This is a genomic window from Nocardia sp. NPDC051052 (assembly GCF_044456045.1).
Classification (GTDB): domain Bacteria; phylum Actinomycetota; class Actinomycetes; order Mycobacteriales; family Mycobacteriaceae; genus Nocardia.
Map to the genome: position 1 here is coordinate 653,115 of NZ_JBITFL010000003.1, position 25,562 is coordinate 678,676.

At 65.6% G+C, this 25,562-nt stretch carries 25 protein-coding genes and 1 tRNA gene; 11 read left to right on the forward strand and 15 right to left on the reverse strand.

Going from position 1 to position 25,562, the window contains the following annotated elements; all coding sequences use genetic code 11:
- The first annotated feature begins 177 nt into the window (after window positions 1–177).
- Both ACIBCN_RS13325 and ACIBCN_RS13330 read left to right on the forward strand, forming a co-directional pair.
- Entirely contained in the window at window positions 178–2,472 is a 2,295-nt protein-coding gene (locus ACIBCN_RS13325; RefSeq protein ID WP_396991743.1) for an MMPL family transporter, read from the forward strand.
- A gap of 207 nt (window positions 2,473–2,679) precedes the next feature.
- Window positions 2,680–4,980: an MMPL family transporter gene (locus ACIBCN_RS13330; RefSeq protein ID WP_396991744.1), complete on the forward strand. Its 2,301-nt coding sequence runs from the start codon at window positions 2,680–2,682 to the stop codon at window positions 4,978–4,980.
- 43 nt (window positions 4,981–5,023) lie between these two features.
- Here the strand turns inward: ACIBCN_RS13330 and ACIBCN_RS13335 are convergent, their stop codons facing one another.
- From ACIBCN_RS13335 to ACIBCN_RS13345, 3 genes are all read right to left on the reverse strand, one after another.
- Entirely contained in the window at window positions 5,024–5,284 is a 261-nt protein-coding gene (locus ACIBCN_RS13335; protein WP_396991745.1) for a hypothetical protein, read from the reverse strand.
- A gap of 60 nt (window positions 5,285–5,344) precedes the next feature.
- Complete coding sequence (locus ACIBCN_RS13340; protein WP_396991746.1) at window positions 5,345–5,545, reverse strand: hypothetical protein; 201 nt, start codon at window positions 5,543–5,545, stop codon at window positions 5,345–5,347.
- A gap of 182 nt (window positions 5,546–5,727) precedes the next feature.
- A complete protein-coding gene (locus ACIBCN_RS13345; RefSeq protein ID WP_396991747.1) occupies window positions 5,728–5,928 on the reverse strand; it encodes a hypothetical protein in 201 nt (66 codons plus the stop codon).
- A 197-nt stretch (window positions 5,929–6,125) separates the two neighbouring features.
- On the opposite strand from ACIBCN_RS13345, the gene ACIBCN_RS13350 reads away from it, so the two are divergent.
- Together ACIBCN_RS13350 and ACIBCN_RS13355 are read left to right on the forward strand one after the other, a co-directional pair.
- On the forward strand, window positions 6,126–6,407 hold the full coding sequence (locus tag ACIBCN_RS13350; protein WP_396991748.1) for a DUF6191 domain-containing protein: 282 nt from the start codon (window positions 6,126–6,128) through the stop codon (window positions 6,405–6,407).
- 107 nt (window positions 6,408–6,514) lie between these two features.
- Complete coding sequence (locus ACIBCN_RS13355) at window positions 6,515–6,940, forward strand: hypothetical protein (protein ID WP_396991749.1); 426 nt, start codon at window positions 6,515–6,517, stop codon at window positions 6,938–6,940.
- A 3-nt stretch (window positions 6,941–6,943) separates the two neighbouring features.
- Here ACIBCN_RS13355 and ACIBCN_RS13360 read toward each other — a convergent pair whose 3' ends face one another.
- On the reverse strand, window positions 6,944–7,798 hold the full coding sequence (locus ACIBCN_RS13360; protein ID WP_396991750.1) for an SDR family oxidoreductase: 855 nt from the start codon (window positions 7,796–7,798) through the stop codon (window positions 6,944–6,946).
- 62 nt (window positions 7,799–7,860) lie between these two features.
- On the opposite strand from ACIBCN_RS13360, the gene ACIBCN_RS13365 reads away from it, so the two are divergent.
- Window positions 7,861–8,253 (forward strand): winged helix-turn-helix transcriptional regulator, encoded by a 393-nt coding sequence (locus ACIBCN_RS13365; protein WP_396991751.1) that lies wholly within the window; start codon window positions 7,861–7,863, stop codon window positions 8,251–8,253.
- A complete protein-coding gene (locus tag ACIBCN_RS13370) occupies window positions 8,250–8,687 on the forward strand; it encodes a hypothetical protein (protein WP_396991752.1) in 438 nt (145 codons plus the stop codon). The genes ACIBCN_RS13365 and ACIBCN_RS13370 overlap by 4 nt, the downstream gene beginning before the upstream one ends.
- 307 nt (window positions 8,688–8,994) lie before the next feature.
- Here the strand turns inward: ACIBCN_RS13370 and ACIBCN_RS13375 are convergent, their stop codons facing one another.
- Window positions 8,995–9,468, reverse strand: a complete 474-nt coding sequence (locus ACIBCN_RS13375; RefSeq protein WP_396991753.1) for a hypothetical protein — start codon at window positions 9,466–9,468, stop codon at window positions 8,995–8,997.
- A gap of 210 nt (window positions 9,469–9,678) precedes the next feature.
- Here ACIBCN_RS13375 and ACIBCN_RS13380 point away from each other — a divergent pair, with 210 nt between their 5' ends.
- Window positions 9,679–9,870, forward strand: coding sequence for an integrase (locus ACIBCN_RS13380; protein ID WP_396991754.1), 192 nt, complete (start codon window positions 9,679–9,681; stop codon window positions 9,868–9,870).
- A 460-nt stretch (window positions 9,871–10,330) separates the two neighbouring features.
- On the opposite strand, the gene ACIBCN_RS13385 is transcribed toward ACIBCN_RS13380, so the two are convergent.
- Window positions 10,331–10,846: a hypothetical protein gene (locus ACIBCN_RS13385; protein WP_396991755.1), complete on the reverse strand. Its 516-nt coding sequence runs from the start codon at window positions 10,844–10,846 to the stop codon at window positions 10,331–10,333.
- A 535-nt stretch (window positions 10,847–11,381) separates the two neighbouring features.
- Between ACIBCN_RS13385 and ACIBCN_RS13390 the strand changes: the two genes are divergently transcribed.
- Window positions 11,382–12,749 carry a hypothetical protein gene (locus tag ACIBCN_RS13390; protein WP_396991756.1) on the forward strand — a complete coding sequence of 456 codons (1,368 nt, stop codon included), beginning with the start codon at window positions 11,382–11,384 and terminating at the stop codon, window positions 12,747–12,749.
- Here ACIBCN_RS13390 and ACIBCN_RS13395 read toward each other — a convergent pair.
- Window positions 12,733–13,269: an NUDIX hydrolase gene (locus ACIBCN_RS13395; protein WP_396991757.1), complete on the reverse strand. Its 537-nt coding sequence runs from the start codon at window positions 13,267–13,269 to the stop codon at window positions 12,733–12,735. The two genes, ACIBCN_RS13390 and ACIBCN_RS13395, sit on opposite strands and share 17 nt — an antisense overlap.
- Before the next feature lie 436 nt (window positions 13,270–13,705).
- Between ACIBCN_RS13395 and ACIBCN_RS13400 the strand changes: the two genes are divergently transcribed.
- Both ACIBCN_RS13400 and ACIBCN_RS13405 read left to right on the forward strand, forming a co-directional pair.
- Window positions 13,706–14,389: a class I SAM-dependent methyltransferase gene (locus ACIBCN_RS13400; RefSeq protein ID WP_396991758.1), complete on the forward strand. Its 684-nt coding sequence runs from the start codon at window positions 13,706–13,708 to the stop codon at window positions 14,387–14,389.
- Window positions 14,286–14,987 carry a class IV adenylate cyclase gene (locus ACIBCN_RS13405; protein WP_396991759.1) on the forward strand — a complete coding sequence of 234 codons (702 nt, stop codon included), beginning with the start codon at window positions 14,286–14,288 and terminating at the stop codon, window positions 14,985–14,987. Before ACIBCN_RS13400 ends, ACIBCN_RS13405 begins: the two co-directional genes overlap by 104 nt.
- Window positions 14,988–14,994: 7 nt before the next feature.
- On the opposite strand, the gene ACIBCN_RS13410 is transcribed toward ACIBCN_RS13405, so the two are convergent.
- The 3 genes from ACIBCN_RS13410 to ACIBCN_RS13420 form a co-directional block, all read right to left on the reverse strand.
- Window positions 14,995–15,085 (reverse strand) — tRNA-Ser (locus ACIBCN_RS13410).
- Window positions 15,086–15,215: 130 nt separating this feature from the next.
- Window positions 15,216–15,683 carry a nucleoside deaminase gene (locus ACIBCN_RS13415; protein ID WP_396991760.1) on the reverse strand — a complete coding sequence of 156 codons (468 nt, stop codon included), beginning with the start codon at window positions 15,681–15,683 and terminating at the stop codon, window positions 15,216–15,218.
- A 1-nt stretch (window position 15,684) separates the two neighbouring features.
- Complete coding sequence (locus tag ACIBCN_RS13420) at window positions 15,685–16,224, reverse strand: tRNA adenosine deaminase-associated protein (RefSeq protein ID WP_396991761.1); 540 nt, start codon at window positions 16,222–16,224, stop codon at window positions 15,685–15,687.
- A 58-nt stretch (window positions 16,225–16,282) separates the two neighbouring features.
- On the opposite strand from ACIBCN_RS13420, the gene ACIBCN_RS13425 reads away from it, so the two are divergent.
- Window positions 16,283–17,233, forward strand: coding sequence for a prephenate dehydrogenase (locus ACIBCN_RS13425; RefSeq protein ID WP_396991762.1), 951 nt, complete (start codon window positions 16,283–16,285; stop codon window positions 17,231–17,233).
- Window positions 17,234–17,251: 18 nt separating this feature from the next.
- Here the strand turns inward: ACIBCN_RS13425 and ACIBCN_RS13430 are convergent, their stop codons facing one another.
- The 5 genes from ACIBCN_RS13430 to ACIBCN_RS13450 form a co-directional block, all read right to left on the reverse strand.
- Window positions 17,252–17,869, reverse strand: a complete 618-nt coding sequence (locus ACIBCN_RS13430; RefSeq protein WP_396991763.1) for a putative glycolipid-binding domain-containing protein — start codon at window positions 17,867–17,869, stop codon at window positions 17,252–17,254.
- Window positions 17,870–17,920: 51 nt separating this feature from the next.
- The gene (locus ACIBCN_RS13435) at window positions 17,921–19,795 is read right to left on the reverse strand and encodes an ABC transporter ATP-binding protein (RefSeq protein ID WP_396991764.1); all 1,875 of its coding nucleotides are present in this window, start codon (window positions 19,793–19,795) and stop codon (window positions 17,921–17,923) included.
- Window positions 19,792–21,657: an ABC transporter ATP-binding protein gene (locus tag ACIBCN_RS13440; RefSeq protein WP_396991765.1), complete on the reverse strand. Its 1,866-nt coding sequence runs from the start codon at window positions 21,655–21,657 to the stop codon at window positions 19,792–19,794. The genes ACIBCN_RS13435 and ACIBCN_RS13440 overlap by 4 nt, the downstream gene beginning before the upstream one ends.
- Window positions 21,658–21,971: 314 nt before the next feature.
- Entirely contained in the window at window positions 21,972–23,900 is a 1,929-nt protein-coding gene (fadD32, locus tag ACIBCN_RS13445) for a long-chain-fatty-acid--AMP ligase FadD32 (RefSeq protein ID WP_396991766.1), read from the reverse strand.
- 106 nt (window positions 23,901–24,006) lie between these two features.
- A complete protein-coding gene (locus tag ACIBCN_RS13450) occupies window positions 24,007–25,254 on the reverse strand; it encodes a KasA/KasB family beta-ketoacyl-ACP synthase (RefSeq protein WP_396991767.1) in 1,248 nt (415 codons plus the stop codon).
- Window positions 25,255–25,562: the final 308 nt, after the last annotated feature.

The window sequence follows — 25,562 nt, forward strand, 5'->3', positions numbered from 1 at the left end:
CGCCGAGCTAACGAAGTCGGCGAAACAGAGGTTGCACCTCCACTTAGGCCTCGAATAGTCTACCTACCGCACGGTAGGCAGAAAGCGTCACGTGGAGGCGGGGACAAGCAGGGCACCCCGCGAGTGCTGTCACCGGCCTGAATCAGCACGCCCCCCAGCATCGCTAGGAGAACCTTCGTGTCCGTTTATCTGTATAGATGGGGAAAGTTCGCTTTCCGAAGAAAATGGATAGTGCTCCCCGTCTGGCTTGTCCTCTTAGTGATCCTGGTCGGCCTGGGCGGGCAGCTCAAGAAGCCGATGACCAACGACTTCAGCATGCCGGACCTGCCGTCCGCGCGCGCCAACGACATTCTCGACAAGCACTTTCCCGGCGCGTCCGCCGCCTTCAAGTTCGACGCCGTCACCGGCACCTACGTGATCGCCGCACCGGCGGGCCAAAAGCTCACCGACCCGGCGAACCGCACCGCTGTCGACGCGTTCATCGCCAAGCTCGGTGAACTCGACATCGTCGACCACAGCAAGCCGATCATGAACCCGGTCGCCGCCGCCGAGAAGATGGGCTGCCTGGCCGACCCGGATCCCGGCAAGTGCAGTGGCGCACCGCTCAACGTGCTCAGCAAGACCGTGCCCGACTCGGTGGCCGTGCTGAACGTGCCGTTCACCATCAAGAAGTTCACCGACGTCACCGACAAGGAACGCGACGCCGCCTACGCGGTAGCGGCCGACGCGCGCAATGCCGGGCTCACCGTCGAGATGAGCGGCTCGATCGCGATGAAGCAGCAGGCGCCGAGCGGTAAGTCCGAGATGATCGGGATGGGCGTCGCGCTGATCGTGATGGTGGTGGCGTTCGGCGCGATCGTCGCCGCCTTCGTGCCGATCCTCACCGCGATCATCGGCCTCGGCGCGGCCACCTCGCTGATCTTCCTCGGTACCTCGGTGATCGAGGTGCCCAGCTTCACCACCTTCCTCGCCTCGATGATCGGTATCGCGTTGTCCATCGACTACGCGCTGTTCATCGTCTCGCGATACAAACATGAACTGGCGGTACAGGATTCACCGGAGGAAGCGGCAGGCACCGCGCTCGGCACGGCCGGCTCCGCGGTGGTGTTCGCCGGCCTGACGGTGATCATCGCGCTCGGCGGGCTCAGCATCGTCGGCGTGCAGTTCATGACCTTCATGGGTCTCGGTGGCGCGATCGCCGCGGCGTTCGCGGTGCTCACCGCGATCACGCTGATGCCCGCGCTGATCGGTGCGTTCGGACGGTTCCTGTTCAAGCCGAAGCTGCCGCTGGTCGCCAAGCACGATCCGGAGGACGACGACTCGGTCACCAACGGCATGCGCTTCGGCCGGTTGATCGGCAAGGCGCCCTGGCTTGCCCTCGGACTGAGCGTGCTGGTGCTCGGCGCGCTCGCCGCGCCCGCGGCCGGACTGAACCTCGGCCTGCCCGGCGACGACAGCCAGCCCAAGACCTCCACCATTCGCAAGGCTTACGAACTGCGCACCGAGGGTTTCGGTGAGGGCAGCAACGGCGTGTTGAACGTGGCGGCCGACCTGTCCAAGGTACCGGTGGAGAACCGGGACAACGCGGTCAAGGCGTTGCGCGACAAGCTCTCCGGCTACCCCGGCATGGACTACGTGACCGAGCCGAAGTGGAGCGAGGACAAGCAGGGCGTGCTGCTCGACGGCGTGCCGAAGTCGGGCCCGAACAACCAGGCCACCAAGGACCTGGTCAAGGACGCCCGCGACGCCGAAGGCCAGCTGCAGGCCGAGTTCGGCATGGCATACGGCATCACCGGAAGCACCGCCATCTATGCCGACGTGGACAACGTGCTGCTCGGCAAGATCGTGCCGTACCTGGCGATCGTCGCCGGTGCCGCGTTCGTGCTGCTGATCCTGGTGTTCCGCTCGATCCTGGTGCCGTTGACCGCGGCGCTCGGCTTCCTGCTGTCCATGGGCGCGACGTTCGGCGCGACGGTGCTGATCTTCCAGCAGGGCAAGTTCGGGCTGATCGAGGATCCGCATCCGCTGATCAGCTTCCTGCCGATCATGTTGATCGGCTTGGTGTTCGGCCTCGCGATGGATTACCAGGTGTTCCTGGTGACCCGGATGCGCGAGGAGTTCGTCAACGGCAAGTCACCGAAGGAAGCGGTTGTCGCCGGTTATCACCACGGTGCCCGCGTGGTGACCTCGGCGGCGATCATCATGATCTCGGTGTTCGGCTCGTTCCTGCTGGAGACCGACGTGACGGCCAAGTCGTTCGGCTTCGCGCTGGCCGCCGGTGTGCTGTTCGACGCGTTCATCGTCCGGATGGTGCTGATCCCGTCGCTGCTCGTGCTGATGGGCAAGTGGGCCTGGTGGATGCCCAAGTGGCTGGACCGGATCGTGCCCGATATCGACGTCGAGGGCGCGAAGCTGCGTGAACTGCGGCAGCGGTCGGCGGTAACGGCGAAGGTGCCGGTCGGCGTGAGCTGATCGCCGCCACGCACTCGGCCCCGCACCCGATTTTCGGGTGCGGGGCCGAGTTGTTTCCGCGCTCGGTTCTTGATCTTGTGTCCCGTCCGCAGCAGACTCAGAAGAAGTTCGACCTCTCCAGCTCGGTAGTTCCCCGGCGGGCGCAGTCGGCCCGCGGGCGTTCCGTCGCTCGATCCGGCCCGACTCGATCACCGCGAGGAGAACCCTGTGTCCGTGTATCTATACCGATGGGGCAAGTTCGCCTTCCGCCACAAGTGGATAGTGCTGCCCATCTGGATCGTCGGTTTCCTGGCCCTCGGCGTGCTCGGCACCCAGCTCAAGGAGCCGATGAGCGATGACTTCAGCATGCCGAACCTGCCGTCGGAGCGCGCGACGCAGATCCTCGACCAACACTTCCCCGGCATGTCCGAGGGGTTCAAATTCGACGCGGTCACCGGGACCTACGTGATCGGCGCGCCCGCGGGGCAGCGGCTGACCGACCCGGTCAACCGGCAGGCGATCGACGCGCTGATCGACAAGCTGAACCAGCTCGGCATCGTCGATCACAGCAAGCCGATCCCGAACCCGATCACGGCCACCGAGCAGATGGGTTGCCTCGTTGCCGAGCCGGACGCCTCGAAGTGCAGCGGCGCACCGCTTAACGTGCTCAACAAGACCGAGCGGGACACCGTCGCGTTCTTCAGCGTGCCGTTCGGCATCAAGAACTTCACCGACGTCACCGCGGAGAGCCGCAAGGCCGCCTATGACGTGGCCGACCAGGCGCGCGGCGCGGGGTTGACGGTCGAGCTCAGCGGCACCATCGCGATGGAACAGCAGGCGCCGAGCGGTAAGTCCGAGATGATCGGTATGGGCGTCGCGCTGATCGTGATGATTGTGGCGTTCGGCGCCATCGTCGCCGCCTTTGTGCCGATCATCACCGCGGTCGTCGGGCTCAGCGCGGCTACCGCGCTGATCTTCCTCGGCACCTCGTTCCTTTCTATCCCCAGCTTCACCACGTTCCTGGCGTCGATGATCGGGATCGCGTTGTCCATCGACTACGCGTTGTTCATCGTCTCGCGATACAAACATGAACTGGCGGTACAGGATTCGCCGGACGAGGCGGCGGGCACCGCGCTCGGGACGGCGGGCTCGGCGGTGGTGTTCGCGGGTCTCACCGTCATCATCGCGCTGGTCGGGTTGAGCATCGTCGGCGTTCGATTCCTCACCTTCATGGGTCTCGGCGGCGCGATCGCCGCGGCGTTCGCGGTGCTCACCGCGATCACGCTGATGCCGGCGCTGCTCGGCGCGTTCGGACGATTCCTGTTCAAGCCGAAGCTGCCGATCATCGCCCAGCACGACCCCGAGGACGACGACTCGGTCACCAATGGCATGCGCTTCGCCCAGGCCATCGGCAAGGCGCCCGCCGTCGCACTGATCCTCAGCGTCGTGGTGCTCGGGTTGCTCGCCCTGCCCGCGACGAATATGAACCTGGGGCTGCCCGGCGAGGACAGCATGCCGAAGACGTCCACCGTCCGGAAGGCCTACGAGCTGCGCACGGCCGGGTTCGGCGAAGGCAGCAACGGCGTCCTCCAGGTCGCGGTCGATCTCGCGAATGTGCCCGCGGAGAAACGCACCGCGGCGCTGAATTCGCTGCATGACGAGCTCGCGGCCTCCTCGGACATGGACTACGTGACCGAGCCACGCCTGAGCCAGGACGGGCTCGGCGCGCTGATCAACGGGGTGCCGAAGTCGGGCCCGAACGACCAGTCCACCAAAGACCTGGTCCATGACGCCCGCGCCGCCGAAGGACGGCTCGACACGCAGTACGGGATGAAATACGGCATCACCGGCACCACCGCCATCTATGCCGACATCGACCACGTGCTGCTCGGCAAGATCGTGCCGTACATGGCGATCGTCGCGGGTGCCGCGTTCATCCTGCTGATCCTGGTCTTCCGATCCATCCTGGTGCCGCTCACCGCCGCGCTCGGCTTCCTGCTGTCGATGGCGGCCACCTTCGGTGCGACGGTGCTGATCTTCCAGGAGGGCAAGCTCGGCCTGATCCAGGATCCACGGGCGATCGTGAGCTTCCTGCCGATCATGCTGGTCGGGTTGGTATTCGGCCTCGCGATGGACTACCAGGTGTTCCTGGTGACCAGGATGCGCGAGGAATACGTGCACGGTAAACCGCCGAAGGAGGCGATGATCAGCGGTTATCACCACGGGGCCCGGGTGGTTACCTCCGCGGCGGTCATCATGATCTCGGTGTTCGGCTCGTTCCTGCTGGAGACCGATGTCACCGCGAAGATGATGGGTTTCGCGCTGGCGGCAGGCGTGCTGTTCGACGCCTTCCTGGTGCGCATGGTGTTGATTCCGTCGCTGCTCGCGCTCATGGGCAAGTGGGCGTGGTGGATGCCGAAGTGGCTGGACAAGATCGTGCCGGACATCGATGTGGAGGGTGCCAAGCTGTTCGCGTTGCGCGGACAGCCGACGCCGGGGGGTGCGAAGTTGCCCGCCGACGTCGGCTGATGCCGAGACTTCGCCCCCACTCGGTTCCGGGTGGGGGCGTTTTTTACTGGCTCGGCTGCGGCAAGGTGCAGTCGTCGATCTTCGGGTTCATCCCCAGGTAGTTGAGCGGACCGGCGAGCGCCGTGACGGCGATCGTGCCCCAACCCGCGCAGTTCGTCGGGCTGCTGTCGAAATAGTGCCGCTGACCCGCGGCGATCATGCCGACGGCCAACCAGATGAGCAGCAGCGTGCTGAACAGCCTGGTACCGGTATGGCGCACTGCTCGGCCGCGGAAACCGCGGTTTCGAATCTCTTGGTCGCGCATGTGATCGCTCCCTTTCCGTGCTCCCCGCCAAGGAATACCCGGCTGAGCACGGATTATCCCCTACTGACTCGGCTGCGGAACGTTGCAGTCGGTGACCTTCGGGTTGACGCCGAGGTAGTTGAGCGGTCCGGCCAGCACGGTGAGCGCGGTATTACCGAATCCGGCGCAATTGATCGGGCCACCGTCGAAGTAGTGGCGCTGGCCTGCGGCGATCACGCCGACCACCAGCCAGAGCACGACAATCAGGCTTCCAAGTCGCATGCTGCCTCATTCATCGGCGTCTGCTGAGCGACCCTCATTATGTGGTGTCCAACGCGACGCGCCGAACGCGACGAGATTGCCTGCGTGCCGCCCGCAGACGGCGGACCTCGCGCACGCTGCCGGGCGCGAGGCCACCGAATGGGTTGGGCCGGTGCGCGTTACGCGGTCACCGGTTTCGTTGATTACTGACTTGGTTGCGGCACATTGCAATCGGCGACCTTGGGATTCACGCCCATGTAGTTGAGCGGGCCCGCGATCACTGTGACGGCGATGGTGCCGAACCCGGCGCAGTTCACCGGTCCGCTGTCGAAGTAGTCCCGCTGAGCTGCGGCGACAACGCCGATCAGCAACCAGACCAAGACAATAAGGCTTCCGATTCTCATGTTTCTCTCGCTCATCGGTCTCGAGCGGACTGCACGACGGCGCATGGGCCACCACGTCCTTCCCGCATTTAGCTATCCGGCGTATACCCCCGATCGCCCGAAATATCCGTTGCGACCGAACTATTGCTCGCCGGCTCGACGACCGTCTGCCGCGCTGTGATCGGGAACACTCGCTGCCGCCGGATCGTTGAACAGGCATGGCGTCGGTACTGCAATGGTGGATCCCGGGCTGGATCATCTTGCTGATGCTCGTCGCGGTGTACGAGTTGAGCATCGGCAGACGGCGCAAGCGCCGGCGGACGCCGGTGTCGGGCACCTTCACCGATGAATTCACGGCGCTGTTCTATTCGACCAAGCGGATGGAGCTCGATCACCGCGAGTCGGTGTCGATGTTGCGGGACGAGGATGCGGAGGGCGCGCCGCCCTTCGGGGTCGATCTGGACCGGCACACCGTGGTCTTGCGGCCGACGGGCGGATAGCGGCCCGGGTCGGCGCACGATTCCGCACGACTGCCGGTTACCAGGTCATGCCAGCGATTACGCTCTTACCAGCTCGCCCGCATGCCGACCTTCCAGGAGGTAGCACGATGAGCAGGTCTTTCTCTCGAACCGTGGTAGGTACCGCGATCGTCGCGGCCGTCACCATGATCGGCCCACCGGCGAACGCCGACGTGGCATCCGTCAGCGTCGCCGCTGGACCCGAAGGGCTGTTGACCGGTTGCCGCTACACGGTGACGGCGGCGGTCACCGATTCGATGATTCCGCCCGGCTCGGTGTTCTTCCTGCTCGCCGGCGGCGTGATCCCCGGCGATGGGGAGCGGATCCCGGGCGAGGCCGTGCATCATCCGGAGAACAACACCGTCACCGCCAGCTGGACGCCGACCCGGATCGGTTCGCAGAACCTGATCGGCATGCAGAGCGAGCCGGGCCGGTACACGTCATCTAAGTTCATCACCGTCGACGTGGTCGGCAGCGGGCTCGATACCGGAAGTTCCTGCCTGCGTATCGGATAGCTGTCAGGCGAAATCGGCGGCGTGATCGGCGGCCCACTGCGCGTAGCCGCGGGCGGGCGATCCCGTGACCTCTTGAACCGTCGATGTCGGCTGTCCTGGCGTGTCGACCATCGCGGCAAGGCCGTCGAGCACGAAGTCGGCGAATTCCGCTGGTAGCCAATCCATCTGCTGTCTGGCCTGTACCCGGGTGAGTTCCTCCCAGACCAGTGGGCGACCGAGTGCCGCGCCGATGGCCGCTACCTGTTCGATCCTGCTCAGCGGAGCTGGTCCGGTCAGCTCGTAACGGGCACCGATGTGCGCGTCAGTGGTCAGTGCACGCACCGCGACCGCCGCGATGTCCGCCTCGTGCAGCAAGGTCATCGACGCGGCTCCGTACGCGCCGCGCACGACATTGCCCGCGCGGATCTGCGGCGCCCACTCCAGCGTGTTGGTCGCAAAACCGTAGGGGCGCAAGAAGGTCCACTCCAGTCCGGAGTTCCTGATCGGCCTTTCGATGGCCGCGTGTGCCTTACCGATCGGATTGCTCTGTTCCTCGAGGTCATCGCGGACCGCGCCGGAAGACAGCAGGACGAGGCGGCGCGCGTGCTCCGCGATTACGTCGACCACCTGAATCGCTTTGTCCGCGGACAACATCGGCCACGTCAGGTAGACGGCGTCCACACCGTCGAGCGCGGGGACCAACGTTTCCGGTGCGGTCAGATCGCCGGGTACGACCTCGACACCGGCCGGGAACGAAGCCGCCTCGGGTTTGCGAGCGAACGCGCGCACCGCTGTCCCACTCGCCGCGAGTTGCGAAACAACCTGTCCGCCAACGTGACCGGTCGCCCCGATCACCAGCACCTTGTTTGTTCGAGTCATGAGCTCACCATACGAAAGTGACTAACCTTTGGTAAGGCCGTACCTCGAAGTAAGCTCTGGGTGTGAAGGTAGGTTCTCTGGCCAACGGCTCGCCCGACACCGTGCGGCAGGCAATATTCGACAGCGACTGCCCCGGCCGCACCATCCTCGACAAGCTCACCAGCCGCTGGGGCGTGCTGATCCTGGCCGCCCTGCGGGACGGGCCGATGCGGTTCTACGTGCTGCGCGATCACGTCGGCGGCATCAGCGAGAAGATGCTGTCGCAGAACCTGCGCAGCTTCACCGACTACGGACTCACCGAACGCACCGTGGAACCCACCACGCCGCCGAAGGTCACCTACTCACTGACCCCGATGGGTATGGAAGTAGCGGAACGATTGCACGGTCTGCTGGACTGGGTAAGCCGCAACGGCGAGGCGATCGTGAAATTCCAGTCAGGGAGGTCAGCACGATGAGCAGGTCCCACTCTCGAGCCGCAGCGAGCGCGGCGGCCCTAGCGGCCGTAACCGTCACCGCCTCGCTGACCTGTCCACCGGCCAACGCCGAGATGACCGACGTCAGCGTCACCGCGGGTTCCGAAGGCATCGTGACCGGCTGCCACTACCGAGTCACCGCCACGGTCACCGATTTGTCCGCCGATCCCGGCTCGGTCTTCTTCTGGCTCTCCGGCGGGGCCATCCCCGGCAACGGCGAACGCCTCCCCGGCGACCCCGTCCCGCACCCCGCCAACAACACCGTCACCACCACCTGGACCCCCACCCGAAGCGGACCGCAAAACATCACCGCTATCCAAAGCGTGCCGGGGCAATACACTTCGACGAAGTCCACCACCATCAACGTCTCAGGTACTGGCCTCTACACCGGAAGTTCCTGTGTGAGAACGGGATAGTGAACAACAAACGCCTCCCGACCGCGCACATGTACGGCCTGAGCAATACCGAGCCTTGCCGCCTCAGCTGGTCGAGAATGGAGTGACCATGACCTCCAACACAATGACGCGCACGAAGAAAACCCGAGACGAGCCCGCACAGCCAGTGAAGGCCTAACCGCTGCCCTTGATTCGTGCCCCGAAGCTCGACCAGGACGCTCTCAGAAACCAAAAGCCCCTCAGCTGGGTGAGGGGCTTCGGCGGTGGGGATGTGAACGCGCCGTGACGGCGTCGGCCGCTGGCCGGTCACGTTCGAGAGTGCGGTGGGTCAGCCGGCGTAGAACTCGGCCGCGGGCATCACCTGGTGTGGCATATCCGTTGTCGTGGTGATGCTGACGCGGCCGACTCCGGTGAAGAAGGTGGCCCGGCCGATGGCGCCGGAGTTCGCGGGCAGGGCGAAACCCCAACCGCCACTGAGCGGAACGTCCACGGCGCCGGTGTCACCGGTGTCGAGGTTGGTCCAATGTGCGGTGATGGTCACCGTGCACGGGGTGTAGATGAAGGCGCGGTGCTGGAAGCCGTACCAAATGCCGACGGTGCCCAGCGGACCGAGATCCGGGCGGCTCTGCGCGTTGCCGTTGATCTCGGCAGGAAGGGGAAAGTCACGGCAAGCGGTAGGTGTGTTCGCCAGCTGAGCGCCGTAAGGCCCCGCCGCGCTCGCGGTGGCGCCGGACGAAAGCAGTACTGCGGCAACGAACGCTCCGATGATCGGCATCCGAACGAGCATTTTGCGGTGTCGCATGGTGTCTCCTAGGAATTGACGGGGAAACGCAGTCGATCTGAGTGCCGCCGTATTCGGGTCCCCATTCGGAGTCGTAGATCGGCCACCCCAACGGCAACGTCACGAACCCAGAAACGCGTCACGCATCCGGACGCTACACCGCACGGGGTCGCGCCCACAGAATTGTGGGCAGGATCCAGCAGCTCCCTCGACGCTCCCGCTCGGTGCTGGATGCGCAACCGCACCAACGTCTTTGCCGCATCGGCAACGGAGGTAGTGGCGGGTGCGAACGTGCTCGCGCTCGCTCGCCTCCTCGCCCACAAGGACGCGAAGGACGCGCTAAACACCTACGCGGATCTGTTCGACAACGGTCTCGACAAGCTTGCCAACCCTATAGACAAGGCCTACGCACCATCCGAGTAGACAAAATGTGGGCACGGCGGAGAATCGCACGTTCTGTGGGGAAAAAGCCCCCACCTGGACTAACAGGTGAAGGGCTTTGGCGGTGGCGGAGGGATTTGAACCCTTTCCGCACTACTGGTCAAGGGTCTAGAATCGGCTCTACCTGCAAAAACACATGGTTGGCATTCACACCGAATCACGGCAATTCGTGCCCGGTTGTGCCCATTCTGTGCCCAGAAACCCGCAGCCCCAGCACTTTGAGAGGAGATGCCGGGCCGCAGTCGGTCGCGGGGACGCCCTACACGCCCCGTTCGCGATCAACGGGCGGAGGTTGCGGGGCACTGGTGGATTCCGGGCCACGCAAGCGGATACGCAATCGCCACAGTGCGTTGCGCATCCTGACTGGCCCCCAGAACCACACACGATGCCAGAGACCCGGATCGGGATACTCGGCGTACCTACCGTTGAACATCGGCATGGCTCATCCTCTCGGACATTCGGCGGCAGTAACTCGGCGGGTATCCCCATTCTCGGTGAAGTCGAACGGGCGACCTTGCAGCGAGCCGTAGACACGCACCGTGGTCCGCCAATCGCCGGTCTCGCACTCCGCGCTCACCTGATACCTGCGTTCGGCGGGATAGGGAACCCCGGAATCCACGGTGAGCGCCCAGCGTACCCAGCGTCCAGCGTTGACATGATCCAAACTCAGTTCCAGCGTGTGGCTTTCCGGTGGCACGTCGCATTTCGCTGCCGCGTCGGCGGAGATCACCGGGTGCAGCAATGTCGGCTTGCTGAATGCGGTCCTGAAATCGCACGCCTTCGCCGCCCTTACAGACGTTGGGGCGGCATCGGCCGATGCGGTTCCGGCAATCACGGTGACAGCAACAGCAGCGGCAAGCGTGCCGATTCGAGACATGTTGTGGTGCATGATTTTCCCTCTGTTCCCCGAACGGCCGGCGCCGCTCAGTACTCCCGTGATGCGTCCGGCTTCATGCACCCAGCGTCGATTAACGTTCGTCGCGCAGCCGCCTTACGCGGGCATTCGTCGGCGCGACACTCGCGATGCCGCTGCATCGTGGCGTGCGCTTCGGGCACGCTCAGAGGTCGGTCGGGTGCCTCATGCGGCCAGCCCTTCGGCCACAGCCCGGCGTCGGCGGGATGGTCATTCTTAGCCTGGTGGCGTCGGCGCTCGGCTCGCCATTCTGCCTGCACGCGATCCACGATCTCTTGCACAGACGGGCCGTCGAGCGCGGATACCCGCCACCAGTTGAACCCCATCGCTTCACCCCTGCCGTGTCCGATGCTGTTGGTGGCACCCGACGCCGAGGGCTTTCGCCACCGACTGGCGGCTCACTGCTGGTCGGCGCGCCGATGAGGACAACGGCATCGGCCCGGCGTCGGGTGTCGATCTAAGGGGACCTCTGATCCGATGCCGCTCGTAAGGCGCGCGTAGCAGGCAAGTGTGTGCACGGGGGGTGCGCACAGCTGCCAGATCATGGCGTCGGCAGCGATACAGGCGCACACTCCTGGTTATGGGACGCCAGCCCAAACAGCCGAACAGGCAATTGGTCGAGCTGCTCGAGGAAACCCGGCCCAAGCTCAGCCGAAAAGGTCTCGCCCGCCGGGTAGTTGAACGTGGGCGTGCCGTAGGTGTGGAACTTCGCTACGACCACACGGCGGTCGGCCGGTGGGTGGCGGGTGAGCAGCCGAACTCACCTGGACCGGAGTTGATCGCCGAGGTTCTGACGGAAGTTCTAGGCCGGCGGGTAGTTCCGTCGGACTGTGGGATGTCCGGCGGGCAAACCCCGGCTGATCTTGGGCTGGAGTTCTCATTGAGCATCGCAGAGGCTACAGCCGCTGCGATCGCATTGTGGAGGAGCGATGTGGAGCGCAGGCGGTTCCTGGTGGGAGCCTCGTATGCGGTAGCGGTGTACCCGGCTGCGTCGATGCGGTGGCTTACCTTGCCTGGCCCGGAACATCCTGTCTCCGCTGGATTCCGCCGTGTCGGGCAAACCGATGTCGACGCGGTACGCACGATGACCAAGGCATTCCGCGATCTGGACAACCGTGTCGGAGGTGGCAAGGTCCGCTCGACAATCGTCCACTACCTCCACAGCTCCGTCGCGCCGCTCCTACACGGCAGCTACAACGAACCGGTCGGACGCCAGTTGTTCGCGACCACCGCCGAACTGACGAAACTCGCGGGATGGGCGGCCTATGACCTCGAGGAACACGGCCTCGCTCAGCGGTACCTGATCCAAGCCCTTCGAATGTCCCGAGCAGCGGGGGACGTGGGGCTAGGCGCGGAAATTCTCGCCGCGATGAGCCACCAGGCCACCTATGTTGGCCGTCCAGGCGACGCCATCGATCTCGCACGCGCGGCGCAGATCGCCGCTCGCGGTGCAGGATTGGCGGCTCTGGAGTCCGGATGCCACATGGTCGAAGCTCATGGCCACGCGGCCCGCGCTGATAGCGCATCGTGCGCCGCTTCTCTCAACGCTGCCGAGCGGGCATACAGCCGTGCCGACTCGTCGCACCCGGGCTGGCTCGACTACTTCGACAGCGCATATCTGTCGGCGAAGACGGCCCACTGCTTCCGCGACTTGGGCGACTACGCGAGGGCAGCGCAGTTCGCGGAGCAATCACTGAACATGACCGACGGCTACCTTCGCGGGCGCGCATTCAACCTGTGCCTATTGGCGTCGGCCCTCGCCGACGAGGATCCACACGAGGCAGCACGCATCGGCACCGAAGCACTCGACATCGTGGGCGGACTGGAGTCTCACCGGACCCACGCCTACCTTCGCGACGTACGCCACCGCCTCGCGGCATACACCGATCTGCCCGACGTCGACCACTTCCGACGCCAGGTAATCACCATCACTACGCGGGCAGACTGAGCGCCCGATATAGCGCGACAACCGTTGCAGCGCCAACGATTTCGCCACGCTCGATCATCTCGACCGCTTCCCCTAGCGGAATCCAACGGATGTCTTCGGCTTCGTTTATGTCCGGCGGCGTATCGGTCAGGTTCGCGCCTCGTGCGAGGTAAATCTCTTGCGGCTGATCCAGGGTGCCGATCGAAGGCTGGTAGGTGACCAGATGCTCCATGGAATTCGGCCGCCACCCGGTTTCCTCCTCAACCTCGCGTGCCGCTGCGACGGCGACGTCCTCGGCATGGTCGACGTAGCCGCCAGGAAGCTCCCACACCCACCGGTCGATGATGAACCGGTGCCGGTACATCAGCAGGGCTTCCCGCTTGTCGTTGAGTACCAATGTCATTGCGCAGCGAGGCATTCTTGCGACGTACTGAGTGAACTTCACTCCGTCGGGCAACTCGATGTCGACGGTAGAGAGCTTGATATGTCGGTTCTCGTCCACCACGTTCTCACCGTGGATCGTCCACTGAGTACGGCTCACAAGGTCGACCGTAGCGCTACGCCGAAGCAGGCACCGGAGAGCCACCCTAAAATTGATACCCCGCCCCTGACTCACCTGCGGCAGTCAGGAGGTTTCTCTCTCCCTGGCAGAAAACTTCGGAACCCGTACGAATTGGCACGCTCTATGCCAACCGCCAGCGCTTCGACCCTGGGGGAGGGGCTACCGCCCAGCGCGCCGACCTCGACACGGCCCACTTCCGGTCGGCGTCCTTTGGTGTGCGAGCCACACGAACGGCGGAAGCGTATGGCCGCGCGCGGTAAACCAGCTACGAGATGGGACACCATCGGCGAACAGAACGCCGACCGCCTTGCCGACGCCTACCTTCAGTTCCCTGTCCATCAGATCGAGACCGGCGGACGACGACCCGAACAGGTCGTCAGAGCGATCCAGGACCTGAACGCAATTGGGGTCGACCATGCCTACCGCTAGCCTGTGGGAGCGGACCTTGACGTTTTTCCCTCAGTTCGTGCGCGCCCTCAATGAAGAGTGCCGGCCGGGCGCGACCGTGGCCGTGGTCGGTGCCAGCGACGGCAAGTTCGTACTCCCGCTAGCCGCAGCCGGGTACCGCGTTGTCGCCATCGAGAAGGACTCGGTTGCGCTGAACGGCGGCGAAGCCCTACTGCCGGTGTCAGGCATTACCTACGTCCCTGGTTTGGTGGAGCGGCTGAAAGAGGCCAATCTCCATCATCGAGTTCGTATCGTGTGTGCGGACTTCCTCGAAGTCGAATCCGCGGAGACCACCGTCGACGCGGTATGGACAAGCTGCTCGTGGCACTACAGCGTGAATCACCGAAGACCTCTGAGTGAGTTCGTCGGCCGGATGCAGCGGCTCGTTCGACGGGGAGGGCTGTTCGGTGCGGAGTTCATGATGCCGGTCGAACCGCGTCGCCACTCGATCGAGCACTACACCGCACCCGACCGACTGTCCCGCTACTTCACGAACGGTTGGGAGGTGCAATTGACGTTGCACACCGACGCGTTCACCGAGCGTGCCCATGTGGGCCAGTTGGACGACCACACCCATCGCATGGGATTGCTCATCGCAAGGCGAGATCCGAAGAACCAACTCGAAGGCGGATACAGCAGCAATGAAACATGAGTACGAGGCGAAATTTCTGGCGGTAGACGTCGAAGGCCTGCGCGCCAAGCTCACGGAACTCGGCGCGATCCAGTCGTTCTCGCGAACGCTGTTGACCCGCAAGATATTCGAGAACGATTCACTGACTCGTGGTGCGTGGGTCCGCCTGCGCGACGAAGGGTCGCGCTCCACGCTGACACTCAAGCAGGTCACCGACGCCACCACCATCGACGGCACCACCGAAATCGAAACCACCGTGGGAGACCTGCACGCCATGGCCGAAATCCTGGTCAAGCTCGGCCTTCGGCAGGTCCGATACCAGGAGAACTACCGCGAGGAGTGGCAATTCGGAGACGTGGTGTTCGACCTGGATACCTGGCCTGGTCTACCGACATTTCTAGAGATCGAGGGCCCGAGCGAGACTGCTGTGCGTCTCGCGGCCGAACGGTTGGGTATGGGCTACGCGGAAGCCAGGTTCGGCAGCGTGGACGAGATCTACAAGAGCGAAACAGGCCGGGACATCCTCGCTGAGCCAACTCTCCTATTCGAAGATCCGGCAAGGAAATCTGAACAAACCAGGCCGATGCCCGAGCAAAGAAAAAGCCCCTCACCTGAGTGAAGGGCTTTGGCGGTGGCGGAGGGATTTGAACCCTCGGAGGGGGGTTACCCCTCACACGCTTTCGAGGCGTGCTCCTTAGGCCGCTCGGACACGCCACCGCCGACAACCATACCGGACCGACCCCCGATCACTAAATCGGCTGGGCAGTACGGGTAGTGGTGTGACTTGACGCACTGAAGGTGCACGTGACGTGTGTTGCAGCGTGCGTCGAGAGGGGTGAACCGTGCGTCAGGTGGGGCCGCGGTGAGTGTGGAAGAAGGTGTTGAGGAGGGCGGCGCAGTCGGGTTCTAGGATGCCGCCGTGGACTTGGGGGCGGTGGTTCAGGCGGCGGTCTCGGACTACGTCCCAGAGGGAGCCTACGGCGCCGGTTTTGGGTTCCCAGGCGCCGAAGACTAGGCGGGAGATTCGGGATAGGACTAGGGCTCCTGCGCACATGGTGCAGGGCTCTAGGGTGACGGCTAGGGTGGCGCCCTCTAGGCGCCAGCCGTCGCCGTGGAGGTGGGCGGCGCGGCGCAGGGCCAGGATCTCGGCGTGGGCGGTGGGGTCGCCGAGGGCCTCGCGGGCGTTGGCCGCGCGCGCGAGTTCCCTTCCGGTGGAGTCGAATACGACGGCACCGACGGGAACGTCGCGGGGGTCCGCTTCGGCGGCCGCGGCGATCGCGGCGCGCACCATGTCGGCGTCCGAAGGGAGGGTCATGTCAGCGGGGGAGCTTGTCCAGCACCGCCGATAGTTCGTCGGCGAAGCCGAGTCGTTGGGCGATCATGCCGAGCTGCTCGTCCGGGTAGAGGTCGGTGTCGGCGAGGATGACGCTCAGCACCGGCTCGGGCAGACCCAGATCGGCGAGCACACCGAGGTCGCCCTCTTCCCACGGCTCGATGTCGTCGAGTTCGTCAGGGTCGATGTCCGGGATTTCCACATTCAGGGCGTCGAGTACGTCCGCGGCGATGTCGTAATCAATGGCGGCGGTCGCGTCCGAAACCAGCATCCGGGTGCCGCTCGGCGCGGGCCGGACCACGATGAAGAACTCGTCGTCGATGTCGAGCAGGCCGAAAACGGCACCCGAGCTACGCAAGGCCTTCAGTTCGTTTTCCGCCGCGGTCAAATCCGTAAGCGCCGCTGGACTCAGCGGGCTGCACCGCCATTTACCTTCTTCGCGGACAACCGCCACTGCGAACCCTTCTACGTCGTCGTAATCATCCGACGCCGCCCTATTCGTGCCCGAGCGCTGTGCTGCCATGGCCGCAACGGTAGTCTGCCCGAGCCGAAATGTTGAAGTCGTATGCGAATCTGTTCAGGTGACTTCTGCTGAGAAAGCCTCCGTCTGTGTCCTCGGAACCGGCTTGATCGGCGGTTCCCTGCTGCGCGCCGCCGTCGGCGCCGGGTATGACGCCTGGGGTTTCAACCGTTCGGCGGCGGGGGCCGAGGCCGCGCGGAGCGACGGCTTCGATGTGGGCGAGGACCTGTCCGCCGCGCTCACCCGGGCCGCCGATGCGGACGCGCTGATTGTCGTCGCGGTGCCGATGCCCGCGGTCGGGCACATGCTTTCCGCGATCACCACCTACGCGCCGCGCTGTGCGCTGACCGATGTGGTCAGCGTGAAGGCGCCGGTCGCCGAGGCGGTGCGCAAGGAGGGGCTTTCGGCCCGCTACGTCGGCGGGCACCCGATGGCCGGTACCGCCGAATCCGGGTGGGCCGCCACCGATTCCGAACTGTTCCGCGATGCCGTGTGGGCGGTCGGCGTGGACGAGGGCACCCATGTCGAGGCGTGGACCAGGGTGGTGCGGCTGGCGCTCGACTGTGGCTCGGTGGTCGTTCCGGTGGACGCGGACGAGCACGACCGCGCGGTGGCCCGGATCTCGCATCTGCCGCACGTGCTCGCCGAGGCGCTCGCCTCGGCGGGGGCGGCGGGCGGCGAGCTCGCCCTCGGCCTGGCGGCGGGATCCTTCCGCGACGGCACCCGCGTCGCGGCCACCGCCCCCGATCTCGTGCGCGCCATTTGTGAACCTAATTCCGCGGCACTGCTGGCGGTCCTGGAGGAAACGCTCACGGTGCTCGGCGCCGCCCGTGACAGCCTGCGCGCGGACAATTCCCTGGCCGATCTCATCGAGGCCGGACACGATGCCAGGGAACGCTACGAAACCGCGCGCCGATGGGAAATCACGGATATCCACGCCGGTGACCACAATTGGCTGGTGAACTTGCGTGCCGCCGGACAGCGCGGCGGGGTTATCACCCGGTTGAACTGAGCGCGGTATACCGAATTGTCAGATGCGTTCGGCGAGGCCCGGGTAGTCGAGCAGGAAACCGTCGGCGTCGACGGTGACCGTCGCGCTGGAGACCGGGGACAGCACGCTGATGCCATCGGCGGCCGCGCTGTAGGTGAGGCTCGCTTCCTGCACCAAGAGGTCGGGCAGCCGCACGTAGACGACCGGGACCTGCACGTCGTGTACCGCGTGCTGCAGATCGAAGCGGCGGATCGGCAGCGTGTTGAAGAACGGGCTGAGCACCACGTCGACATCGAGCGCGCCGGCGAAGGTGGAACGCACGTGGCTGCCGCCCGCGTCGACCAGCCAGTAGTTCTCCTCGTCCCTGGCGATGGACGCGTGCCGCTCGCCCGCCGCCGTGGTGGTGCGCAGCGAGAGCCGCTTCGTCGCGCCGCTCTCGTCGGTGACCAGGTCGTAGGACGCGCTGAACGCCGGGTGGTCGTCGCACGCGCCGCCGATCATGCGACCGGCGGCGCGGATGCGATTGCCGTTCAGCGTCACGCGGACCGACTCCATCCGCGACGCGTTGTGCGCGCGCCAGGTGAGGATCGCCGGCCAACGGGAGGCCGGCGGCGTCTCTGGGCCAGTGGCTTGGCTCTCGGGGGCTGGAGTCGTCACGTATCTACCGTAAGCGACATCGAGCTGTAGCCCGCACCACACCAGCCCGCATCACACCAGGGATTCCCGCCACGCCGCGTGCAGGCTGGCGAACCGGCCGGTGCCCGCGATGAGCTCGGCCGGGGTGCCGTCCTCCACAATCCGCCCGGATTCCAGCACGAGCACCCGGTCGGCGATGGCCACGGTGGACAGCCGATGGGCGATGATCACCGCGGTCCGATCGCGCAGCACCGTCTCCAGTGCCTGCTGCACCAGCCGCTCACCCGGGATGTCCAGGCTGGACGTGGCCTCGTCGAGCACGATCACCGCAGGGTCGGCCAGGAAAACCCGGGCAAACGCGACCAGCTGCCGCTGACCGGCGGACAACCGGCCGCCGCGCTTGCGCACATCGGTGCCGAAGCCCTCCGGCAGCCCCTGCACGAAGTCGTACAGTCCCACCGCACGCGCCGCCGCGAACACCGCCTCGTCGGCGGCGTCCGGCCTGCCGAGCCGGATGTTGTCGGCCACCGATCCGGAGAACAGATAGGACTCCTGGGTGACCATCACGACATTGCGGCGCAGGTCGGCATCGGAGATCCGGCGCAGATCGACCCCGTCCAGGCTGACCGTGCCCGCCGACGGGTCGTAGAACCGCGTCAGCAGCTTGGCCAGCGTCGACTTGCCCGCACCGGTGGCACCGACCAGCGCGACCACCTGTCCCGCCGGGATGTCCAGCGAGAACTCCGGCAGCACCTGACGCTCGGCCCCGTAACCGAACGACACCCGATCCATCAACACCGCACCGCTCGCCCTCGCCACCGGCGTCGGGTCGGTCGGCTCGGCCACCGAGGGCTCTTCCTCGAGCACACCGGAGATCTTCTCCAGCGCCGCGGCCGCGGACTGATACGAGTTGAACACCTGCGCGAGCTCGTCGAGCGGACCGTAGAACTCGTTGAGGTACAACAGGTATGCCGCGAGTACACCGACCGCGATATGCCCCTCGATCACCTGCCAAGCGCCGACCACGATGATGACCACCGTGGTCAGGTTGCCGAGCAGCCTGCTCAGTCCCGCGTAGTCGCCCATGCCGCGCATGGCCTTGGTGGTCGCCTGCTGATAGTCGCTGTCCTCGTGCGCGAGCACCGACTCGTTGCGCTGCTCGCGGCGGAACGTCTGCACCGCGCGCATGCCACCCATCGACTCGACGAACTGCACGACCACCTTCGCGATCGCGCCGCGGGTGTGCCGGTAACTCGCCCGCTGCCTGCGCTGCGCCCAGCGGGTGACGAACACCAGCGGCACGAAGCCGATCAGCACGATCGCGGCCAGCGTCAGATCCAGATAGATCAGCAGCACCGCGATGGTCAGCACCGAGAGGATCGCGCTGAGCGCCTGATTCAGCGCGCCCTCCAGCAGCTCCTGCAGCGTCTCGATGTCGCCGGTGAGGCGCGCGACGACCTTGCCCGAGGTGTACTTCTCGTGGAAGGCGACGCTGAGCCGCTGCATGTGCGTGAACGAGCGCACCCGCAGGTCGAACAGCACGCTCTGGCTGAGCTTGCCGGACACCCGCAGGAACAGGAACGTGGTGAGCCCGCCGATCAGCACCGCGGTGAAATACCCGCCGACCGCCCAGGTCAGCGGGGTCCAGTTGTCTTTGCGTCCTTCGCCTATGCCGTTGTCCAGGCCGTGCGCGATGAACAGCGGCGCGGACACCATCGCGGCGTTGTCCACCACGATGAGCACCAGCGCGAGCGCCGCCAGCTTGCGATACGGGCGGACCAGGTCGAGCAGCAGGCGCCGGGATCGCCCGGCCAGCACCAGGTTTCCGGCCTGGGTGACCTCCTTGTCCTCGCTGGCGATGCCGCGCCAGTCGGCGGCTTCGTCGCGCCGGACGGACGAATCCTCTTGTTTCACCACATCTTTCGACTCGACCGTTTCGGTACTCACAGCTGCTCACCTCCCATCAGTTCTCGATATCGACTGCTGCTGCGCAACAGTTGGTCGTGCGTGCCCTCGGCGACGATCCGGCCGTCGGCCAGCACCGCGACCCGGTCGGCCAGCGCGGCGGTCGAGGGCCGGTGTGCGACGAGCAGCGTTGTCGCGCCGGCCAGCACGGTGCGCAGTCGTTCCTGCACCCGCTCTTCGGTTTCCACGTCGAGCGCGGACAACGGATCGTCGAGCACCATGATCCGGCTGCGGCGGATTTCACCCACCCCGTCGGCTCCGCCTCCTGCCGTCCCCTGGCCCTCGCTCGCGCCACTCAGCACGGCGCGGGACAGCGCGAGCCGCTGGCGCTGGCCGCCGGACAGGCTGAGGCCCTGCTCGCCGATCCTGGTGTCCAGTCCCCACGGCAGGTTGTCCACGAACTCGGTGGCCTGCGCGACGTCCAGCGCGCGCCGCACATCGGCGTCGGTGGCGGACGGGTCGCCGAGCGCGACGTTCTCCCGCACGCTCGCCGAGAACAGCACCGGCTCCTCGAACGCGACCGACACCAGGGAGCGCAGATCGGCCAGTCGCATGGTCGCGATGTCGATGCCGTCGATGGTGATCACGCCGCCGGACAGGTCGTAGAGCCGCGGTATCAGGTTGAGCAGCGCGGTCTTTCCGCTACCGGTCGCGCCGACCAGGGCCACCGTCTCGCCGGGTCGGATCTTGAGCGAAACATCGTGCAGCACCTCCCCTTTCGCATCCGGGAAGGCGAACTTCACACCTTCCAAACGCAATTCGCCGACGACCGTCTCCGGCAGCTCCACCGGATCGGCCGGATCGGCGATGTCGACGGGGGTGTCGATGATCTCCCAGTACCGATCGCCTGCCGTGCGCGCGTCGTTCAGTTCGGCGAGCAGGAAGCCGGTCCAGATGATCGGCCACTGCAGGAAGTTGGCCAGCGTGATCGCCGCGACCAGGGTGCCGAGCGTCATCGAACCCTGCACCACGGCGTAGCCGCCGTAGCCGAGCGCGAACGCGATGGCCAGTTGCGGCAGGCCGGTCATGGCCGACCACAGCCGCGCGTCGAGACGCACCTTCAGCAGTTCGGTCTGCCGCAGTTCGCGCGACTGCGCGAGGAACCGGCCGCCGAAGAACACACCGCGGCCGAACGCTTTCAGCACGCGCACGCCCTGCGCCGATTCCTCGGCGGTGGTGGCCAGGTCGCCTGACTGGTCCTGGGATCGCCGCGACGCGATCGAGTACTCGCGCTCGAAGCGAACGCAGATGTAGGTCAACGGAATCGCGATGATCACGAAGATCAGCCCGATCTGCCAGTTCAACGCGAGCAGCACGATCAGCCCGACCGGGATCAGCACGAAGTGGATGATCAGGAACGGCCCGGCGAACGCGACGAAGCGGCGCAGGGTGGCCATGTCGTCGACCGCGCGGGAGAGCAGCTGACCCGACTCCCAGGAGTCGTGCCGCCCGATCGCCAGCGACTGCAACTTGCGGAAGATCTTGGCGCGCATGGTGATCTCGACCAGGGTCGCAGGCTTGGACACCAGCCAGCGGCGGCCCCACACGCCGAAGGCTTCCAGCAGGCCGAGCACGAGCACCAGCGCGACCGGCGCGAACACGCCCGCGAAATCACGGTGCGCGATGGGTCCGTCGATGATCTTGGCGATGATCAATGGGATGACGATCGCGGTCAGCGAGGAGAGGATCGCGAGCGTGGTGGCGGCGAGCAGCGCGCGCCGGTACGGGCGCACGTACGGCCAGAAACGGCGCAGCGAATGCAGGCGGCCCGGCGCGGACACGGCGGGCCGCTCCGGTCTGTCGGCCTCCGGATCGGCCGTTGCGACGTCCAGTGCGACTGACATAGCTCCCCCTAGCGGTCTGTGGATGGCGGTGTCGAGAAGCGGGACACTCGGTGATGTTCGCACCGGGGTCCGACATTTCAGGGTGGCAGCATCACCCCGAACAGCCAACCGATTTTTCGGGCTCGACGATTCCCCGTCGCCGGTGTTCGTGCTGGACATCACCGCTGGTTCGCAGGTCCCGCCGACTTCCATCTATACAGCCAACAACCTCGAGTTACCTCGAGGTCAAGGGCGGCGCGGTACCGAGAACGACCTCGGCGCCCACGTCGTGGGCGCCGAGGTCAGTGCATTCGGATGTTCGAACGAGATCCGCGCTAACGAATCCCCGCGCTCTCGGACTCCCGCTCGACCGGCGCGTCCGGGAAGGCCTGCTGCTGGTATCCACCGCGCAGCGTGCCGTCCAGATACGCGGTACGGCAGGCGCGACGCGCGATCTTGCCGCTGGAGGTACGCGGAATCGAACCTGCGGGCACGAGCAGCACGTCGCGCACCGTGACGCCGTGCCGCTGCGAAACGGCCGCCCGCACGGTATCCGCGATCGGCTCGGTTTCGAGCTTGCCCGCGCCGGTGTTGCGCTCGGCGACGATCACCAGCTGCTCGGAATTGTCGTCGGCGTCGAACTTCAGGCCGGAGTGACTGTCCTTCGCGAACACCAGCGCCGGAAGTTCGTTGGCGGGCACCGAGAATGCCGCGACGAAGCCGGGGCGCAGCGCCGTGCTCGATTCCTGCGCCGAGAACTCCAGGTCCTGCGGGTAGTGGTTGCGCCCGTCGACGATCACCAGGTCCTTCACCCGGCCGGTGATGTAGAGCTCGCCGTCGAGATAGGCGCCGTAATCACCGGTGCGCATCCAATTGGCGTCCTCGGGCGTGCCCTGTGCGTGGCTGCCCGTCGGCTGGCGGGCGGCCAGTTTGGCACGGAAGGTGGCCACGGTCTCGTCGGGCTTGCCCCAGTAACCGATGCCCATGTTCTCGCCGTGCAACCAGATCTCGCCGACCTCGCCGTCCGCGCGCTCGACGCCGGTATCCGGATCGACGATGGTCGCCCACTGCGACAACGCCACATAGCCACAGGACACTTGGGCGATCGAATTCTCGGCACCCTGCTCGACCTCGATCATCCGGCCCGAATTCAGTTGGGCGCGATCGACATACACCACCCGTGCCTCGTCCTCGGCCTTGGTCGCCGACACGAACAGCGTCGCCTCCGCCATGCCGTAGCAGGGCTTGATCGTCGTCTTGGGCAGCCCATACGGCGCGAACGCGTCGTTGAACTTCTTCATCGACGACACCGACACCGGCTCGCTGCCGTTGATCAGGCCGATCACATTCGACAGGTCGAGTTCTTCGCCCGGCTTCGGCTTGCCCCGCGCCGCGGCGTGTTCGAAGGCGAAATTCGGTGCCGCGGCATAAGTTCCGGCACCGTCGGAGGCGGCGGCCAGTTCTTTGATCCAGCGATAGGGGCGGCGCACGAAAGCGCTCGGCGACATAATGGTGATGAATCCGCCGCCGACGGTCGGCAGAATCACGCAGAGCAGGCCCATGTCGTGGAACAGCGGCAGCCAGGTGACTCCGCGCGAATTCTCTTTCACACCAATGGCATCGATCATCTGCAGCAGATTCGTGCCGACGGCCCGGTGCGTGATCTCCACGCCCGCAGGCGTTCTGGTGGAACCGGAGGTGTATTGCAGGTAGGCCACGCTGTCGATATTGATATCGGGCCGCACCCACGTCGCGCCGACGCTGTCCGGAATCGCTTCCACCGCAATAATCCGCGGCCGTTGCGCCGCGGGCAGATGCCGGAAGAAGTTCCGCACACCGCCCGCCGCGGAGCCGACCGTGAGGATCGCCGCCGGGGTGCAGTCGCTGAGCACCGCGGTGAGCCGGTCGGTGTGCCCCTGCTCCTCCGGGTCGAACAGCGGTACCGCGATATTGCCCGCGTAGACGGCCGCGAAAATGGAGACGACATAGTCGAGCCCCTGCGGTGCCAGCACCGCCACCCGGTCACCGGGTTTGGTGACCTGCTGCAGTCGTGCCGCGACGGCCCGTAGCCGGACACCGAACTGCCGCCAGGTCAGCTCGTGGTACTCGCCGTCGCGTTCCCGCGAATAGTCGATATAGCGGTAGGCGAGGTCGTCGCCATTCTCCGCGCTGTGCTTGTCGACGAAGTCGATCAGGGTCTTGTCACCGCGGATTTTGATATTGCCCTGGTCGTCCAAATAGTCGTCGAAGGTCTCGTCGATCATCGCCTTATCCTTTTGCCAAAGCACGCACACAGGCCGTGCAGTTACACCGAACACAGGTCGATAACGAAGCGTCGGGAAGGCTAGCAGGTGCGCAGCCTTCCGACGCTCAGTACCGCCCGAAGGCGATCGCTACGTTGTGTCCGCCGAAACCGAACGAGTTGTTCACGGCGTAATCGATCCGACCTGCCCTGCTCTGGCCCTTGACGATGTCGAGGTCGATTTGCGGGTCCTGATTGTCCAAATTCAGCGTCGGCGGAACGATGCCGTCGCGAATGGAGAGCACGGTGATCACCGACTCGAGCGCGCCGACCGCGCCGATCGAATGCCCGAGCGCCGATTTCGGCGCGTAGACCGAGGTGTGGCTGCCCACGGCCGACGAAATGGCTTGCGCCTCAGCGGTATCCCCGATCGGCGTGGCGGTGGCGTGCGCGTTCACGTGGGTGACATCGGTTTTCGTCAACCCGGCCTTCTCGATGGCCCTGGTCATCGCGCGCGCCGCACCCTTACCCTCCAGGTCGGGTGCGACCAGGTGGAAGGCGTCGGAGGTGATGCCGGCGCCCATGATTCGCGCGTGGATCGTCGCGCCGCGCGCCTTCGCGTGCTCCTCGGTCTCGATGACCATCATCGCGCCCGCCTCGCCGAACACGAAGCCGTCCCGGTCCTTGTCGAACGGGCGCGACGCGCTCTTCGGATCGTGATTGCGGGTGCTCATCGCGCGCATCATGGTGAACGCCGCGATCGGCACCGCCTGGATGGAGCCCTCGACGCCGCCGGTGACGACCATGTCGGCGTCACCCATCACGATCATCTGCCAGGCGTTGGCGATCGCCTCCGAGCCGGACGAACAGGCCGACACCGGGGTGACCACGCCCGCGCCCGCGCCGAGCTCGATACCGACGCAGGCGGCCGAGCCGTTCGGCATGATCCGCTGCACGGTCAGCGGCGAAATCTTGCGGTAGCCACCGTTTTTGATGCGGTCTCGCGCGTCGATGATGTATTCGCCGCCGCCTAGACCGGTGCCGATGGCGACCCCGAGCCGGTTCTTGTCGACCTCGGGGCTGCCCGCGTTGCGCCACACCTCACGGCACAGCACGGTGGCCATCTGCTCCACGTAAGACAGGGTGCGCGCCTCGACCCGGGTGAGGCTCTCGGCGGGCGAGACCTTCAGATGCCCGCCGATGCGGACCGGCAGCTCGAACTGCTCGATGAAGCTGTCCTCCAGGACGTCGATGCCGCTCTCGCCGTTGAGCAGGCCCTTCCAGGTCGAGTCGACGTCGCCCGCGATCGAGGTCGTCGCGGCCAGACTGGTCACGACAACGTTGGGAAAGCTCCTGTTTTTCGAAGGTATCTGCATGTTCGCTCACTTTCCCTAGCGTGACGACTAAGAAATTTGTCGAGCTCAAAACCTTTGTGGAGCATTTGCATTTCGCATGCGGACGCGCCGCCTAACACGTGGGGCGGCGTCCGCGCGTATAGCGCTGGAGCGCAGGCAGATCAGCCTGCCGAGCCTGTCATCAGGGCCGCGAACTCGATCGGCCGATAAGCATTATCGAGCAGCAGCAGACCGATCATGATGCTGACACGCGGACGGTACCAGGCCACGGTTGCGAGCGCTGCGTCGCGCCGTCATGGCATTGTTCGCGGACGGCACCGGGCAACTCG